Raw genomic sequence first — 15,879 nt, 5'->3', positions numbered from 1 at the left:
ATTGTGTTTTTAATGAACAATTTAATATGGTAGGGGTAATATTGAAATAGTTGTTGCATTTATCACCAATATCACTATAATACGCAGGCTTTCAAAATTCCCCCGGGAACTTGGAAGGAACATTAAGCTTGGATTTCAAGCTAATAAAACAGGAGTTCCGATTTGGAACTCAACGTAGATATAAATCAACAACCGGCATCTTAATTATTAAGATTGTTTCGGTCGTTTTTTTATGCTCTTTTAAATGCTCTTTATATTGAGGTTTAAGAATGTCAAATCAACGCATTCGTATTCGCCTAAAAGCTTTTGACCACCGTTTGATTGACCAATCAACGGCGGAAATCGTGGAAACTGCGAAACGCACTGGCGCACAAGTACGTGGTCCAATTCCACTACCTACACGCTTTGAACGTTTTACTGTACTTACTTCACCGCACGTTAATAAAGACGCGCGTGATCAGTACGAGATCCGCACCCATAAACGTCTGATCGACATCGTAGAACCAACTGACAAGACTGTTGACGCTCTTATGCGTTTAGATCTTGCTGCTGGTGTTGATGTTCAAATCAGCCTGGGTTAATCGGAAGATTAGAGAGGTTTTAGGAAAATGGCATTAGGTCTAGTCGGTCGTAAAGTGGGTATGACACGTATCTTCACTGAAGATGGTGTATCTATCCCTGTGACAGTTATTGAAGCGACACCTAACCGCATTGCTCAGATCAAATCTGAAGCAACAGACGGTTATAACTCACTTCAAGTAACCGCAGGCACTAAAAAAGCAAGCCGTGTAAACAAAGCAGCAGCGGGTCATTTCGCTAAAGCTGGTGTTGAAGCGGGTCGCGGTCTGTGGGAATTCCGCCTAAATGGTGGTGAAGGCGATTTTGAAGTAGGCGCAGAGCTTACTGTTGAATTATTCAACGAAATCAACAAAGTTGACGTAACCGGTACTTCTAAAGGTAAAGGTTTCCAAGGTGGTGTTAAGCGCTGGAATTTCAGCATGCAAGACGCTACACATGGTAACTCTCTATCTCACCGTGCTCCTGGTTCAATCGGTCAAAACCAATCACCTGGTAAGGTGTTTAAAGGTAAGAAAATGGCCGGTCAAATGGGTAATGAGCAAGTAACTACTCAAAACCTAGAACTAGTTCGCGTTGACGCTGAGCGTAATTTGCTTTTAGTTAAAGGTGCAGTACCTGGCGCTATCGGCGGTGACGTTATCGTTAAACCAGCTGTTAAAGCATAAGTCCTGGAGATTTAGTGATGGAATTAGCAATTAAAGACGCTTCTGGCGCTCTTGAAGTTTCTGAAGCTACTTTTGGACGTGAGTTTAACGAAGCATTAGTACACCAAGTAGTTGTTGCATACGCAGCAGGTGCTCGTCAAGGTACTCGTGCTCAGAAGACACGTTCTGAAGTAAGCGGTGGTGGTAAAAAACCATGGGCTCAAAAAGGTACTGGCCGTGCACGTGCTGGTACAATCCGTAGTCCAATTTGGCGTTCAGGTGGCGTTAGCTTCGCAGCTAAACCACAAGACCACAGCCAAAAAGTAAACCGTAAAATGTACCGCGGTGCGATCAAAAGCATCTTATCTGAATTAGTTCGTCAAGAGCGTTTAATCGTTGTTGAAAGTTTTGGTCTTGAAGCACCAAAAACTAAAGAACTAGTTTCTAAGCTTAAAGAACTTGAGCTTAAAGATGTTCTTATCGTGACTGAAGAAGTAGATGAAAATCTATTCTTATCGGCACGTAACCTGTACAAGGTTGACACGCGCGATGTAGCTGGTATCGATCCTGTAAGCTTAATCGCTTTCGACAAGGTACTTATTACAGCTGCTGCTGTTAAGCAACTTGAGGAGACGCTAGCATGATCCGTGAAGAACGTCTTTTAAAAGTGATCCTTGCTCCACATATCTCTGAAAAGAGCACAATTGCTGCTGAAGAAAACAACACGATTGTTTTCAAAGTAACAAATGACGCAACTAAAGCTGAGATCAAATCAGCTGTTGAGAAGCTTTTTGAAGTGGAAGTAACTGGTGTTCGCACACTAAACGTTAAGGGTAAAACAAAACGTACTGGCGCACGTTTCGGTCGTCGTAGCGACTGGAAAAAAGCTTACGTTACTCTTAAAGAAGGTAGCGAGCTAGACTTTGTCGGCGGCGCCGAGTAATAAGGGGAGTTAGAATTATGGCACTTCAAAAGTGTAAACCAACTTCTGCGGGTCGTCGTCACCTAGTTAAAGTGGTTAACCCAGATTTACATAAGGGTAAACCTTACGCACCACTATTAGAGAAAAACTCTAAATCAGGTGGTCGTAATAACAATGGTCGTATTACGGTTCGTCATATCGGTGGTGGTCATAAGCATCATTACCGTTTAATCGATTTTAAACGTACTAAAGATGGCATTCCAGCCACTGTTGAGCGTTTGGAATATGATCCAAACCGTAGCGCAAACATCGCTCTTGTATTATATGCAGACGGTGAGCGTCGTTACATTATCGCACCTAAAGGCTTAAAAGCTGGCGATGCAATCCAGTCTGGTGTTGATGCACCAATCAAGCCTGGTAATGCATTACCTATGCGTAACATGCCTGTAGGTTCGACTGTTCACAACGTAGAATTAAAACCAGGTAAAGGTGCTCAAATCGCACGTTCTGCTGGTGCATACGTTCAAATCCTTGCGCGTGATGGTCAATACGTAACTCTACGTCTTCGTTCTGGCGAAGTACGTAAAGTACAATCTGATTGTCGTGCAACACTAGGTGAAGTAGGCAATGCTGAGCATATGCTTCGTTCACTTGGTAAAGCAGGTGCAAATCGCTGGCGTGGTATTCGTCCGACAGTTCGTGGTGTTGCCATGAACCCGGTAGATCACCCACACGGTGGTGGTGAAGGTCGTACATCTGGTGGTCGTCATCCTGTGTCTCCATGGGGTAAGCCTACTAAAGGTGCTAAGACGCGTAAGAACAAGCGTACGGATAAATTTATAGTACGTCGTCGTACTAAGTAATATTGAGGAATAGCCATGCCACGCTCTCTCAAGAAGGGTCCTTTTATAGACCTACACTTGCTGAAGAAGGTAGAGAAAGCTTTGGAAAGCGGTGAAAAGAAGCCAATTAAAACTTGGAGCCGTCGTTCAATGATCATACCTAACATGATCGGATTGACCATTGCTGTCCATAATGGTCGCCAGCATGTACCAGTTTTCGTTTCTGACGAAATGATCGGTCACAAACTAGGTGAATTTGCACCAACTCGCACTTACCGTGGCCATGCTGCGGATAAGAAAGCGAAGAAACGTTAAGAGGGGAATGATAAATGCAAGCATTAGCTAAACATAAATTCGCCTCTGGTTCGGCGCAAAAAGCTCGTCTAGTTGCAGATCAGATCCGCGGGTTACCTGTCGATCGCGCTCTAGAAATCCTGGCGTACAGCCCAAAGAAAGCGGCTGTATTAGTTAAAAAAGTACTTGAGTCTGCTATTGCTAACGCAGAGCATAACGAAGGTGCTGACATTGATGAGCTTCGCGTAAGCACGATTTTTGTGGACGATGGTCCTACAATGAAGCGTATTATGCCACGTGCTAAAGGACGCGCAGACCGCATCCTTAAGCGTACAAGCCACATCACTGTTGTGGTTTCAGATAGCTAGGAGTATAAGTAATGGGACAAAAAGTTCATCCTACTGGTATTCGCCTAGGTATATCTAAACCTTGGGTTTCTACCTGGTACGCGAGTTCTAAAGATTTCTCTGATCAGCTTTTTGGCGATCACAAAGTACGTACTTTCCTTACAAAGGAATTAAAAGCGGCTTCTGTGTCTAAAATCGTTATTGAGCGTCCAGCAAAATCAATCCGCGTAACAATCCACACGGCTCGTCCGGGTGTTGTTATCGGTAAAAAAGGCGAAGACGTTGAAAAGCTACGTCAAGCGGTAACTAAGATCGCAGGTGTACCTGCTCAGATTAATATTTCTGAAGTACGTAAACCAGAATTAGATGCACAACTAGTAGCAGACGGCATTGCCTCTCAGCTAGAGCGTCGTGTTATGTTCCGTCGCGCTATGAAGCGTTCGGTACAAAATGCAATGCGCATCGGTTCTAAAGGGATCAAAGTTGAAGTTAGCGGTCGTCTTGGCGGCGCAGAAATCGCACGTTCAGAATGGTATCGTGAAGGTCGTGTACCTCTACATACTCTTCGTGCTGATATCGACTACGCAACTTCTGAAGCCTTAACCACTTACGGTATCATTGGTGTTAAAGTTTGGATCTTCAAAGGCGAAGTTATTGGTGGTTTACCACTAGTACAAGAGCAAGAGAAGCCAGCTAAACGCGCACCAAAGAAAGCCAAGAAAAGTGCTAAGTAGAGGTAGCGAGTAATGTTACAGCCAAAACGTACAAAATTCCGTAAAACGCATAAAGGCCGCAACCGTGGTCTTGCGCAAAACGGTAACAAAGTAAGCTTCGGTACTTTCGGTTTGAAAGCTACTGGTCGTGGCCGCATGACTGCTCGTCAAATCGAAGCAGCTCGTCGAGCTATGACACGTCACGTCAAGCGTCAAGGTAAAATCTGGATTCGTGTATTCCCAGACAAGCCAATTACAAACAAACCGCTTGAAGTTCGTATGGGTAAAGGTAAAGGTTCTGTTGAATATTGGGTTGCTGAAATTCAGCCTGGTAAAGTACTTTACGAAATGGAAGGTGTTTCTGAAGAGCTTGCTCGTGAAGCGTTTAACCTTGCTGCACGTAAATTACCATTCAAAACAACTTTCGTAACTCGGACGGTGATGTAATGAAAGCTAGCGAACTAAAAGACAAAAGCGTAGAAGAGCTTAACGCTGAACTTCTAGGACTTCTTCGTGAGCAGTTTAACCTGCGCATGCAAGCAAGCACTGGTCAGTTAGCTCAAACTCACACGCTAAGAACAGTACGTCGCGATATCGCGCGTGTAAAAACAATTATTAACCAGAAGGCAGGTCAATAATGAGCGATAAAATCCGTACTCTTCAAGGCCGTGTAATCAGCGACAAGATGGAAAAATCTTTCACTGTTGCTATCGCACGTTACGTGAAGCACCCAATCTATGGGAAATTCATCAAACGTACGACTAAGTTACACGTACATGACGAAAGCAATACAGCTCAGGCTGGTGACGTAGTTACTATCCGTGAGTGTGCTCCTATTTCTAAGAACAAATCTTGGACTTTAGTAGACGTTGTTGAGCGTCCAAAGAAAGCTTAATTTTTAATTAAGTTTACTTTACTAAAAAGCCCTGGCATTAGCCGGGGCTTTTTGTTTTTAAAAAGCCCCGTAGCTTGAGTTGAGTATTGCAAAATGCGAGGAGGAAAAATGCCAAGAATATAAGAGCAGGTATATATCATGAGAAAAGAACGTCAAGGCTACGAAGATATAAACTCTCACCACAAACATGAACTTCGATAAATCTCCCTAATAAAACTACTTGACCTTAACCTAGCTTGAGCTTTTATGCTGTATTTTTTCTCTCAGATAAAATGCTATGTGTCCGATTCAGAATTACCTTTTAAGCTTAGGCCTTACCGAATATAGACAATCTATCTTGCAAGTTGTGAAGCTTGGTCGAGCGGTGGATCGCTCAATTGCAAATAACAGTGAATTTGCAGTTGCTGCGTTAACATGGGCTGCTCAACACAAGCTTACTTCAGCGATGACAAATAGAGAGGCTTTAATGATACTTTTATTGCATAAGCTGGGTTATAAAATTAGAGAAAAAAACGCCAAAAATATCCTGCAATCATATTTATACCTGGATAAAGACTAAGACTTAACCATAAAAATTATACACTTAATGAACTAAATCTGACATAAGCACTCATAAAGCAAACTGTTTACAGGGAGTTCAAGTGTTTAAAAATAATTATAAGGCATGGACTATTTCTATTGGCCTTCATGTCATTGTTATTTATTTTGTTTCAAGGCAAACAATCGAACTTAAAAAGCCTGAATCCACTGATGCCATGCAAGCATATGTGATGGTTGATCTTGCACCACTCCCTGAGTTTCAAAGTCATGCAAAGTTCACTCCCTCTGACACTGCAAATAAAACCGAGCATGATACCGTTGAGCAACGGGCTGAACAATTTCAAAAACAGAGACGAAAACAAGAAACTCAAACGACAGTTAATGTGACTGAGAGTGTCGTCAAACTAAATTCATCCGTTAAATCCCAAACACGCGATGAGAGCAAAGTACTAAATACCAATGAGGCTATGGTAAAAAATCAACAAGTAGATTTAAACCATAAAGCTGTAAAAAAGCCATTTAAAAAGCTCAATCCATACGCACCAATACCGCAGCTTATGCCTTCAAATAAGGCTGGTATATCCTTTGATTACTCACAGGCAACCATATCGCAAAGTGGTAAAGAGTTTCAGCGTGTTACAGTCCCAAAAGAGCACTCAAGTTCATTTAAATCAGATATATTATGGCAAAGTGCTGATGGGAGTAAGCGCATGGAAATGTATAAAGGTATGTGCTACAAAATTGACTTCAATGGTGTGATGGGCAAAGTAGGTTTACCACAAGGGTCACCAAGACCATGTAAAGATAACGATGGTATTTTATTCAATAAGATAATGGAAAAGTGGAACAAGAAACAATAGCAAGTAGCTGCGCTATTTAATCAATACGTTAGTAAAGAAAGCCCCCTATAAAAGAGGGCTTAATGAATAGTGTTACCAAATCATCTCTACAAATTCAGGATGGTCGATAAATGGATTGCGGTTGCCTTGATGTTCAAAGGCCGCTTGGTTACGGTTAAGCTCTACTTGGCTTACAGGATCATTTGTATGCCATTGAACAAGCATGCTCACCACCCAGTTTTCAAATACTTGAGTGCTAGTTCCATTAAGTACTGCGTTGCTGTAAGTGGTATTATTTTGCCAGCTACCAATGACATTCTCATAGCGTGTAGCCATGTAGAAATATGCACGAGCAAAATCACCTTTAAATTCATCAATCGGTTCAAATACAGTACCAGAGTAATTTAATGAACTCGTTGCGGTACCTAGTTTACTACCGTTGCTTGAAGTGTAAGTTGCGCTAGCTACATCACCAAATGGAAAGTTACTGCGTTTAGAGTTTACATAGCCATCAGTTGCAAAAATATGATGTACATCTGAATTCATCGGCTCATTTGTGCCACCAAACCAACTTTTAGGGAACGAATGCTCGCGGTTATAACAATCACCTTCGTTACTATATGTACCGCATTGATCGCTCACTGCGGCATAACTAAAGCTATCTTGTCCAGTTGGGTTTTCTGAATAGCGATCGAGGATTGAATTGTCGTTTTCAAACGATGTATCGCGCGATGAGCTATCGTAAAAATTCCAAATAGCTGAGTAGCCTTGTGAGTTATGACCTTTAATGATGTTATACAGCTCTGTTTTTAAAGCGTACCCAGTTAAGCCTTGAGCAGTAACATAATAGCCTGTAGGTTCTGTGGGCGTAGTACCACCACCAGAGCCGAGAGTAAATGGGGTTGATTCTGAGCTTTGAAAGCTAGCTCCGTTAGCCAGTACTTTTGAATTGCTGGTTAGTGCATAGTTACCATTGCCATAAGTACAACATATACCATCCCCATAGCTATCAAAAATAGTAAAGGTGTAATTCCCATCAGTTAAGCAAGCTTGCTCTTCATATTGAGTGTTAGCACTGTAGTCATTACCAGTGGCAACATTTATATTTTGGCTGTCGGTTATTTGCCAGCTGGTTTCTTCGCCATAATTATCAGTGAGTAATGATATATCAACAGTGTTATCAGTGCAGCCATTACTGGGTGGGTTGGACATAACACTTGGATTAAAGCTATCAACGTAAACGGTTTCGTTGCCATCAAAACCTGTAACATCATAAAAGCGAAGCCCAACAGCAATTGTTTCATTTGCAGAGGCTGTATATTGATAACTGACTTTTTGCCATTGATTCAATAATGCAGGATTTGAGTATCCTTGATAGCCATTAACCAATAAGCGAGCCTTAACACCTCCCTCAGTGTGATAGACCCAAGTTGAAAAGGTATAGCTTTGGCCTGATTCTAATTGCACATTTTGCAATAAATCGGTGTTGCTTTGACTGCCAGTTGTAACAACAACTCTTGCAGCAAGCGTGTCTGTATTAACAATATTACTGGCTGCTGATACAGTGATACCTGAATCAATGGTGCTCCAATTATTGGGTGTATTACCAGTCCAATCTTCGAAGCTCCCGTTAGAAACTACCGCGTAGCTTGGTATTGTTGTTAATAATAGCGCTGCAGCAAGGGTATTTTTTTTATATGTCCCGTGTAACATAATTATTCCTTGTAACGTGGTTGGAACAACTGAATAAAATACAGTTGTGATTGTTGCTCTAAATGAGCAATACCAATATACCTTATAGGAACAATGTTACAAAATAGTTAATTGAAATACCGGGTATGAAAAAGGATAGCGAAGACTATTTCCAAAGATCGGGGTCTTCATGTTTAGACGTGGTTTTATTTAAGACTTGTGAAAAACGATTGGCAAATATTCCAACGTACCCCCAAGCTGCAAAAAACAGGGCGACAAGAAGAATAACCAAACCAATGACTTGAAGAGTGTAGTGGCTAAAGTAGCCCAGCGCTATAAATATAACGGCCAGCACAAACAGTGCTAGGCCGCGTAAAAAGCGCTTTAAGCTGAGCTTAGGATTGGAGCCTAAACGATATATCAGCGGCTTTATCACAATACTTAGTAGTAAGAGTGATCGCCAGCTTGGTGATCTGTAATATCAGCGACGCCAGTGATTTCTTCAAATTTAGCGAGCATTTCTTTTTCAATGCCTTCTTTTAAAGTGACATCGATCATAGAGCAGCCATTACAACCGCCACCAAATTGTAGAACAGCAATACCTTCAGCTGTTACTTCAACCAAACTTACCTGGCCACCATGGTTTGCAAGTTGTGGGTTTACTTCGGTCTCTAACATATGCTGAATGCGCTCATTAAGGCTGGCGTCATCGCCAATTTTACGTGCTTTAGCATTCGGGGCTTTAAGAGTTAACTGCGTACCCATATTGTCAGTAACAAAATCAATTTCTGCTTCTTCTAAAAATGGGGCGCTTTCTGCGTCAACCACAGCATCAAAGCCATTAAAAGGAAGGCGAATATCACTCGCTTCAACAGCATCTTCTGGGCAGTAAGAAACACCACATTCAGCTTGTGATGTACCAGGGTTAACAACAAATACGCGAATATTAGTTTGTTCAGCTTGGTCAGCTAATAATTTTGCAAAATGTGATTGTGCGGTTTCGGAAATAGATATCATAAAACAACTATACTTGACTAAATTACTCGGATACTGAGTATCATACTCCGCTCATCGCGTTGTCGCCAGTGTTGAGCGTAAAAAGTTGGCATCTAATTTAAGCAATGTTAGCGTGCAAACATTGATCATTTTATGAGTGTTTTATATGCGTTTGATAATAACAATCTTTACACTACTTTTAAGCTTTGCGAGTGTAGCCCAGCCCCTGTCGTATTATTTTGAAGACGACGTAAAATTTGACCCCGCAATTCCAACGCCAAAAGAAGTGTTGGGCTATGAAGTGGGTGAGTGGCATGTTCGCCATGATCAACTTGTTCGTTATATGGAAGTGGTAGCAGAAAAAAGTGACCGTATTAATTTTGAGGTCATTGGCCGCACCCATGAGCAACGCCCCTTGGTAATGTTAACCATTACCGCGGCAGATAAATTGGCTAGCGTAGAGCAGACTCGCCAAGCGCATCTAGCACGTTTAAAAGGTAAGCAAACAGCAGATGTAGATCAGCCTGCTGTTGTATGGATGGGTTATAGTGTTCACGGTAATGAATCATCAGGCAGTAATACAGCGTTACTTGTGGCTTATTATCTAGCTGCTGCACAAGGCAAAGAAGTTGAGACCTTGTTAGACAACACGGTTATTCTACTAGATCCATCTCTTAACCCTGATGGCCTCGCACGTTTTGCGAATTGGGCTAACAGTAATCGTGGAATGAACTTATCGTCAGACCCACAGACTCGTGAGCACGTAGAAAGTTGGCCAAGTAGCCGCACAAACCATTATTGGTTTGATTTAAATCGTGACTGGTTGTTGTTACAACACCCTGAATCGCGCGCACGTATTGCTAAATTCCACCATTGGAAACCTAACATTTTAACTGACTTTCATGAGATGGGCCCAAATAGTACCTACTTTTTCCAACCAGGCATTCCAACTCGTAAACACCCTATTACCCCTGATGAGAATGTCAGCTTAACCAAAGCGATTGCTAATTATCATGCAAAAACCTTAGATGAAAACAATGCATTGTATTTCACAGAGGAAAGCTTCGATGACTTTTACTACGGCAAAGGCTCTACTTATCCAGATGTAAATGGCGGTGTAGGCATTTTATTTGAGCAAGCAAGCTCTCGTGGTCACGTGCAAGAAACACAAAATGGTACTTTAACTTTCCCTTTTACTATTAAAAACCAGCTACTAACGAGTATGTCTACGTTCGAAGCCGCTATTGATAATCGTAAAGCGCTACTCGACTATCAAGCTAAGTTTTATAATCAGGCCGTGGATCTCGCAAATGAAGAAGACTTTAAAGGGTATGTTGTTGACGCAGGTAAAGACGCTGCACGTTTCTCACTCTTTTTAGATCTTTTAAAGCAACATCAAATTACTGCCTACCCACTTAATAAAGCACTAAAAGTTGAAGGTAAGCGCTTTTCTGAGCAAAGTTATTTTATTCCTTTAGCACAGTCGCAATTTCGTTTAGTGAAGGCGGTATTTAGTGAGCAAAAACGCTTCGTTGATAATACCTTTTATGACGTATCGGGTTGGACACTAGCACACGCTTTTAACCTTGAGTTTGCAGCCGTTAAAAGCAGCTGGGGGCTTGATGTAGGGACTACCGCGTGGCAGCAACAAGACAAAGCGACTTTTTCTCCGCTAACTAAGCAGTATGCGTTTGGTTTTAAGTGGGATAACTATTTAGCACCGAAAATGCTTAATACGCTATTAAGCCAAGGCGTGAAGGCACGTGTAGCACTTAACCCATTATCGGCTAAATCAGTGTCCAGCAGTGTCGATTTTTCAGCAGGCAGCATTATTGTTCCTGCAGGTATTCAGGATCAAGATAATTGGGTTGAATTATTAAATGCAGCGCAAAATGAATTTGGTATTGAAATAACCCCCATTACCTCTGGACTAACTTCAAAAGGCGCCGATTTGGGCTCGCGCTCACTGGCGGTTGTTAAAGCACCTAAAGTGTTATTAGTGGGTGGCAGAGGGACTAGCCAATATGAAGTAGGTGAAGTGTGGTATTACCTAGACCGTTTTGTTGGGGTTGCGCCTACCATTGTTGAAATGCAACGTTTAGGTCGTTTAGAGCTTAGTGATTACAGTCATATAGTTCTGGCACATGGTAACTATAATAGCTTGAGCGATGCGGACAAGGTAGCTATTAAAACATGGGTACGAAAAGGTGGCGTTATCTGGGGCCACAAAGGTGGCGCTAAGTTTTTAGTTGATCAGCAATTATTAAAAACAAGCTACCTGTCTCGCCAAGACGTTGCGAGCGCGTTTAAAACTGATGGACTCAGTTATGGTGATAAAGATGACTTAGCTGGTAGGCAGCGTATTGCAGGCGCTATTTTTAACACGAATGTTGATTTGACTCATCCTCTTACTTATTCATTAGAGCGTAATACACTACCTGTATTTAAAAATAGCACTTGGTTATTAGAAACCTCTAAAGCACCATTCGTAAACGTTCTACAGTATACTCAAAAGCCTCTATTAGCTGGTTTTACCGATGATATTAATATTGAGCAGGTTGCGGGTGCAGCAGGTCTTGTAGCGCACTCATACGGTCGTGGTAATGTTATTGGTATGACAGATAACCCTGTATTTCGTGGGTACTGGTATGGCACTAGTCGTTTATTAAGTAATGCGCTGTTCTTTGGCCATGCATTTAGAGCCAGCAGCGAGTAAGCTAGCGACCAAGTGGCGTTAAACAAGTAACAAATGCCCAAACTTGTTTAGCGCCCGCTTTTTTTAATGCCACTGTTGCAGCATTGAGTGTTGCACCAGTGGTCATTACATCATCTACAATCGCCACCGTTTTCCCTGCTAAATTTTGATGGCAAATAAATGCACCCTGCAGGTTTTTAATGCGCCTCGCTTTGGTTAGTGAAGACTGTGCGTTGGTTCTTTTGTGCCTTACTAAGTAGTCAAGTTTGACGTTTTCATCGGGTAAACAGTTAACCCATGTTTGAGCAACTTGATTATAACCTCGCTGTATAAAGCGTTCGCGGTGCAGCGGCATAATAATAAATAGCTCAGGCCATTTTTCACAATGCGCTCTCACCGTACTCAATTGTTGAGTAATTATTTGTTGTAGTACGTTTTTATAAAAAACTTGATTACTAAACTTTAGTTGACTTAACCAACCATCAAAGGGCGGGCGATACCATGCGCAGGCGATCAAGTGATCAAACTGACAGTCTGGAAATAGCTCTGCTATATCTGGCCGGTAGAGTAAATTGGGATGCTTATTTAAATCCAGTAGCGGTAAATCAGATAGGCAGTATTGGCAAATCCCGACGTGAGTATTAACGGGGGTTTCGCATTGCACACAAAAAGACGGAAAAAACCAATCAAGGATGCCGGTTGCTTGCCTCTTTAAGCTTGTCATTGCATTCATTCCTTTAAACGCTATTATGAGCGCTAAGTTTGGATGAGGAATGGTGAAAATGCAAAATGAGCTAGTGTTATTGCATGGTTGGGGGATGAACCAAGGTGTATGGCAAGTCATCTTACCTGAGTTAGAATTTTTACATGGCGGGACCGTTAGATGTATTGATTTACCTGGTTATGGTGAAAATCAGCTTTGCCCGTCGCCTTATACTCTTCATGAAGCAGCTAAACAAATAAGTGATCAGTTAGCACAAAACACAACCTTAATGGGGTGGTCGTTAGGCGGCTTATTTGCGCTGTATATTGCAAAACATTGGCCTGACAAAGTCGCGAAGGTTATTTTAGTTGCATCAACCCCTTTTTTCGCTGAGCAAGCGGACTGGCCAGGTATTAAACCGGATGTGTTGAATGCCTTTAAAGAGCAATTAGTGACGCATCGAGAAAAAACCATTGAACGATTTTTAGCAATTCAAGCGATGGGTAGTAATAGCGCCCGCGATGATATAAAAAAACTAAAACAACTATTAAATGAGCTTCCTGCGCCTAGAGATGCCGCGCTAACTGCTGGACTTGATATTTTACAACAAGATGATTTACGCGATTTATTTAAAGATATCTCAGTACCCTTAAAAGGTGTATTTGGTCGTCTTGATGCGTTGGTTCCGTATCGTGTAATCAGTAAAATTAAGGCATTGAACGATGACTTTGAATACGAAGTGTTAGATAAAGCATCACATGCGCCATTTATCTCACACAAAGATGAGTTTTTATCTGCCATCAAATCAATGCTTTAAAATTTAACCGCTATGACCCAGTAAATATAAGGGTTTTATACTTTATTTTGTTTGTTTTATGAGCGATAATTAAGTTAAGTCTATCATTGGTGGAGGTGTAATATGCCAATCGGATCTGTATTTAATAATGGGGTAGAAGGGTTTAACCGTGCCAGCCAAGGTATTGAAAAGGCGAGTGCGGAGATTAACCGTGCCAGTATTGAGCAACAAGATGATGCGCAACTCGCTCAGCAACGTCAATTGCAAGCTGCACGCCCTGAAGAGGCCGTCACAGCACCTGTGTCTCAACCTGCTCGTATAGATGAAGCATTAGTAAGCCTTAAAGTTGAAGAGTTTAATGCTAAGGCGAATACTCAATCGATACAAACAGCAGATGAAGTTTTAGGCACGCTTATCGATGTACGAGTTTAGTTACGTATGAACATTGTCACGCCATTTCCTAATGTAAATATAAACAGCGCAAATGTTTATACGGAAAGCGCTCGGCGTGACAATCAGCTCCGCGAAATCATTCCTCCCCCAGCTGCAACAAAACCAAGTAATGCCGAAAACAAAGCACTCGGTGATAACGAAAAGGCAAAGCTACCAGGCTCTGCTGATAATGCGACCTATGATGCTAAAGGTAAAATAGCTGATGAAAGCGTTATTCAGGAGCGTCAGCAAGGTGAGCAAAGCCCTGATGATAATGAGCAGCAAAGCAAAGAGCAGCAAAAAGAAGATAAAAAAGAGCAGCAAGCTGCAGAACAAGAAGAGCTTGATGCCGCACAAATTAAAGAATTAAAAGCACGTGACACCGAAGTGCGGGTGCATGAGCAAGCTCATGCCTCTGTGGGTGGGCAATATGCAGGCTCACCAAGCTATGAGTATCAGCGTGGTCCTGATGGTCAAAGTTATGCTGTTGGTGGTGAGGTGCAAATTGATGTTGCAGAAATTGAAGGTGATCCTCAAGCAACTATCGAAAAAATGCAAACAGTCCGAGCAGCAGCACTGGCACCAGCAGAGCCTTCAGGTGCTGACAGAGCCATTGCCGCTGATGCCACACAAAAGCTCTCAGCAGCACAGGTTGAGCTTACAAGTAAATCTAATAATGACGAAAGCGAGCAAGGTGGTGCAACGTTTAAAGTTGATAGCGCATTAACGGATGACGACCAAGCTATCAAAACTTCTAGCCCTGAAACCGCGACTGCAAAACGTGACGCCGATGTCGATGCTCGTGCGGTAAGAGTCGCGCAGTTTTATCAAGGAGCCACTTCACCTTATGGGCAGTCAGGGTTTTCAGCTACTATATAAGCCAAAAATAGCCCTTCAATTTTCTTTATTAAATATCCTCATTTTTAGTTAATACCAATCCGCAATAATACTTAATCATTTTGTGGGGCTAAACGTGTCGCTACATTCGTTAAAAAACTCTCATTAAGAACAACTAAATAGCGAATTTTTGCCTTGCTATTAATATGTCTTTCTACCCTCAAAATAGATCGCTTAATTAAGCGAATAGGTATAATTTCACATTTGTTTACGTTTTAGTGCATATTCAGTTGTTAAAATATCATCAAATTGTTATTTTTCCTGCGATTTTTATTATGGAAGACAATCAAATGAAATATGCAGTAATCGTGGGCGCTTTATCACTTTTCTCAATCACCGCCGCAGCAAATGAAACATCACTTTTAAGCTATGATTATGTTGAAGCGGGCTACGCTAAAATGGACGTAGATGATATTGATGAGCTTAGCTTTGATGGCTATGTTGTAAAGCTTAGCAAGCAAGTGAGTGATAATTGGTACCTAACAGGTTTATACGCCAGTACATCAGATGATCTTTTCGAGAGCGAATCGATGGATTATCGCGATCTTTATCAAAATGGTGATTATGTTGGCACTTCAACCTTGTATACAGAATCAGGTTTAGACATTGAAATTACACGCTTAGAGCTTGGTCTAGGGTATACCCAGCAGTTATCAACAGTGACTAATGTAGATTACAGTATTAAGTTGGGCAGACTGAAGTTTGAATCGGACAATACTTATTTATTTGAAGAAAGGTTTAACGGGGCAGTATTTGATTCATACTCTGATGGCGGTTCGGACTCAAATAGCGCAGATATTCTTTCTGCGAATGTACAAGTAAGGCATTTATTAACTGACCAGTTCGAAGTGAATGCAGGCTTAGGCTACGAGCGTTTACATGATGAAGAAAGTGATAATAACCTTGTGCTTAAAGCTGGCTTTAACTACGCATTTACTGAAAAAGCAATCGTAGGTGCGGCATATCGCAATGTTAATGAGTATTCTGATTTGAGTGTAACGCTACGTTATAATTTTTAATGCATAAACAACGCGTTTAAATTTTTTAAAATGC

21 protein-coding genes are annotated in these 15,879 nt (G+C 41.6%); 17 read left to right on the top strand and 4 right to left on the bottom strand.

Annotated elements, in window-relative coordinates; translation table 11 throughout:
• The first annotated feature begins 269 nt into the window (after window positions 1-269).
• From rpsJ to ACHUE3_RS16320, 12 genes are all read left to right on the top strand, one after another.
• A complete protein-coding gene (gene rpsJ, locus ACHUE3_RS16375) occupies window positions 270-581 on the top strand; it encodes a 30S ribosomal protein S10 (RefSeq protein ID WP_002957900.1) in 312 nt (103 codons plus the stop codon).
• 27 nt (window positions 582-608) lie between these two features.
• Window positions 609-1,244, top strand: a complete 636-nt coding sequence (rplC, locus tag ACHUE3_RS16370) for a 50S ribosomal protein L3 (RefSeq protein ID WP_058561417.1) — start codon at window positions 609-611, stop codon at window positions 1,242-1,244.
• Window positions 1,245-1,261: 17 nt separating this feature from the next.
• Entirely contained in the window at window positions 1,262-1,867 is a 606-nt protein-coding gene (rplD, locus tag ACHUE3_RS16365) for a 50S ribosomal protein L4 (RefSeq protein WP_058561416.1), read from the top strand.
• The gene (gene rplW / locus ACHUE3_RS16360; protein ID WP_099295563.1) at window positions 1,864-2,166 is read left to right on the top strand and encodes a 50S ribosomal protein L23; all 303 of its coding nucleotides are present in this window, start codon (window positions 1,864-1,866) and stop codon (window positions 2,164-2,166) included. Before rplD ends, rplW begins: the two co-directional genes overlap by 4 nt.
• 17 nt (window positions 2,167-2,183) lie before the next feature.
• The gene (gene rplB / locus ACHUE3_RS16355) at window positions 2,184-3,008 is read left to right on the top strand and encodes a 50S ribosomal protein L2 (protein WP_004588688.1); all 825 of its coding nucleotides are present in this window, start codon (window positions 2,184-2,186) and stop codon (window positions 3,006-3,008) included.
• A 15-nt stretch (window positions 3,009-3,023) separates the two neighbouring features.
• Window positions 3,024-3,302 (top strand): 30S ribosomal protein S19, encoded by a 279-nt coding sequence (gene rpsS / locus ACHUE3_RS16350; protein WP_004588689.1) that lies wholly within the window; start codon window positions 3,024-3,026, stop codon window positions 3,300-3,302.
• A gap of 14 nt (window positions 3,303-3,316) precedes the next feature.
• Entirely contained in the window at window positions 3,317-3,649 is a 333-nt protein-coding gene (gene rplV / locus ACHUE3_RS16345) for a 50S ribosomal protein L22 (protein WP_087532558.1), read from the top strand.
• An 11-nt stretch (window positions 3,650-3,660) separates the two neighbouring features.
• Complete coding sequence (gene rpsC, locus ACHUE3_RS16340) at window positions 3,661-4,362, top strand: 30S ribosomal protein S3 (protein WP_004588691.1); 702 nt, start codon at window positions 3,661-3,663, stop codon at window positions 4,360-4,362.
• A gap of 12 nt (window positions 4,363-4,374) precedes the next feature.
• The gene (gene rplP, locus ACHUE3_RS16335) at window positions 4,375-4,788 is read left to right on the top strand and encodes a 50S ribosomal protein L16 (RefSeq protein WP_054206129.1); all 414 of its coding nucleotides are present in this window, start codon (window positions 4,375-4,377) and stop codon (window positions 4,786-4,788) included.
• Entirely contained in the window at window positions 4,788-4,979 is a 192-nt protein-coding gene (rpmC, locus tag ACHUE3_RS16330) for a 50S ribosomal protein L29 (protein ID WP_004588692.1), read from the top strand. The genes rplP and rpmC overlap by 1 nt, the downstream gene beginning before the upstream one ends.
• Complete coding sequence (rpsQ, locus tag ACHUE3_RS16325; RefSeq protein ID WP_058561414.1) at window positions 4,979-5,236, top strand: 30S ribosomal protein S17; 258 nt, start codon at window positions 4,979-4,981, stop codon at window positions 5,234-5,236. Before rpmC ends, rpsQ begins: the two co-directional genes overlap by 1 nt.
• A 641-nt stretch (window positions 5,237-5,877) precedes the next feature.
• On the top strand, window positions 5,878-6,636 hold the full coding sequence (locus ACHUE3_RS16320; protein ID WP_394193411.1) for a hypothetical protein: 759 nt from the start codon (window positions 5,878-5,880) through the stop codon (window positions 6,634-6,636).
• Window positions 6,637-6,708: 72 nt separating this feature from the next.
• Here the strand turns inward: ACHUE3_RS16320 and ACHUE3_RS16315 are convergent, their stop codons facing one another.
• The 3 genes from ACHUE3_RS16315 to nfuA form a co-directional block, all read right to left on the bottom strand.
• Window positions 6,709-8,328, bottom strand: coding sequence for an endonuclease (locus tag ACHUE3_RS16315; RefSeq protein WP_394193410.1), 1,620 nt, complete (start codon window positions 8,326-8,328; stop codon window positions 6,709-6,711).
• A gap of 145 nt (window positions 8,329-8,473) precedes the next feature.
• Window positions 8,474-8,743: a hypothetical protein gene (locus tag ACHUE3_RS16310; RefSeq protein WP_135475356.1), complete on the bottom strand. Its 270-nt coding sequence runs from the start codon at window positions 8,741-8,743 to the stop codon at window positions 8,474-8,476.
• 5 nt (window positions 8,744-8,748) lie between these two features.
• Entirely contained in the window at window positions 8,749-9,324 is a 576-nt protein-coding gene (gene nfuA, locus ACHUE3_RS16305; RefSeq protein WP_394193409.1) for a Fe-S biogenesis protein NfuA, read from the bottom strand.
• 145 nt (window positions 9,325-9,469) lie between these two features.
• Here nfuA and ACHUE3_RS16300 point away from each other — a divergent pair, with 145 nt between their 5' ends.
• A complete protein-coding gene (locus tag ACHUE3_RS16300; protein WP_394193408.1) occupies window positions 9,470-12,019 on the top strand; it encodes a M14 metallopeptidase family protein in 2,550 nt (849 codons plus the stop codon).
• A 1-nt stretch (window position 12,020) separates the two neighbouring features.
• Here ACHUE3_RS16300 and ACHUE3_RS16295 read toward each other — a convergent pair whose 3' ends face one another.
• The gene (locus ACHUE3_RS16295; RefSeq protein WP_394193407.1) at window positions 12,021-12,722 is read right to left on the bottom strand and encodes a ComF family protein; all 702 of its coding nucleotides are present in this window, start codon (window positions 12,720-12,722) and stop codon (window positions 12,021-12,023) included.
• 58 nt (window positions 12,723-12,780) lie between these two features.
• On the opposite strand from ACHUE3_RS16295, the gene bioH reads away from it, so the two are divergent.
• The 4 genes from bioH to ACHUE3_RS16275 all read left to right on the top strand — a co-directional run bounded on the left by bioH (window position 12,781) and on the right by ACHUE3_RS16275 (window position 15,845).
• Entirely contained in the window at window positions 12,781-13,518 is a 738-nt protein-coding gene (bioH, locus tag ACHUE3_RS16290) for a pimeloyl-ACP methyl ester esterase BioH (protein ID WP_394193406.1), read from the top strand.
• Between the two features lie 102 nt (window positions 13,519-13,620).
• Window positions 13,621-13,929, top strand: a complete 309-nt coding sequence (locus ACHUE3_RS16285) for a hypothetical protein (protein ID WP_394193405.1) — start codon at window positions 13,621-13,623, stop codon at window positions 13,927-13,929.
• 6 nt (window positions 13,930-13,935) lie between these two features.
• Window positions 13,936-14,808, top strand: a complete 873-nt coding sequence (locus ACHUE3_RS16280) for a putative metalloprotease CJM1_0395 family protein (RefSeq protein ID WP_394193404.1) — start codon at window positions 13,936-13,938, stop codon at window positions 14,806-14,808.
• A gap of 308 nt (window positions 14,809-15,116) precedes the next feature.
• Window positions 15,117-15,845, top strand: a complete 729-nt coding sequence (locus ACHUE3_RS16275) for a hypothetical protein (RefSeq protein WP_394193403.1) — start codon at window positions 15,117-15,119, stop codon at window positions 15,843-15,845.
• Window positions 15,846-15,879 lie beyond the last annotated feature (34 nt).

Source organism: Pseudoalteromonas atlantica (assembly GCF_043641955.1).
In the GTDB taxonomy this organism is placed as follows: Bacteria; Pseudomonadota; Gammaproteobacteria; order Enterobacterales; family Alteromonadaceae; genus Pseudoalteromonas; species Pseudoalteromonas atlantica_A.
This window is presented reverse-complemented; position numbering and strand designations above follow the sequence as displayed.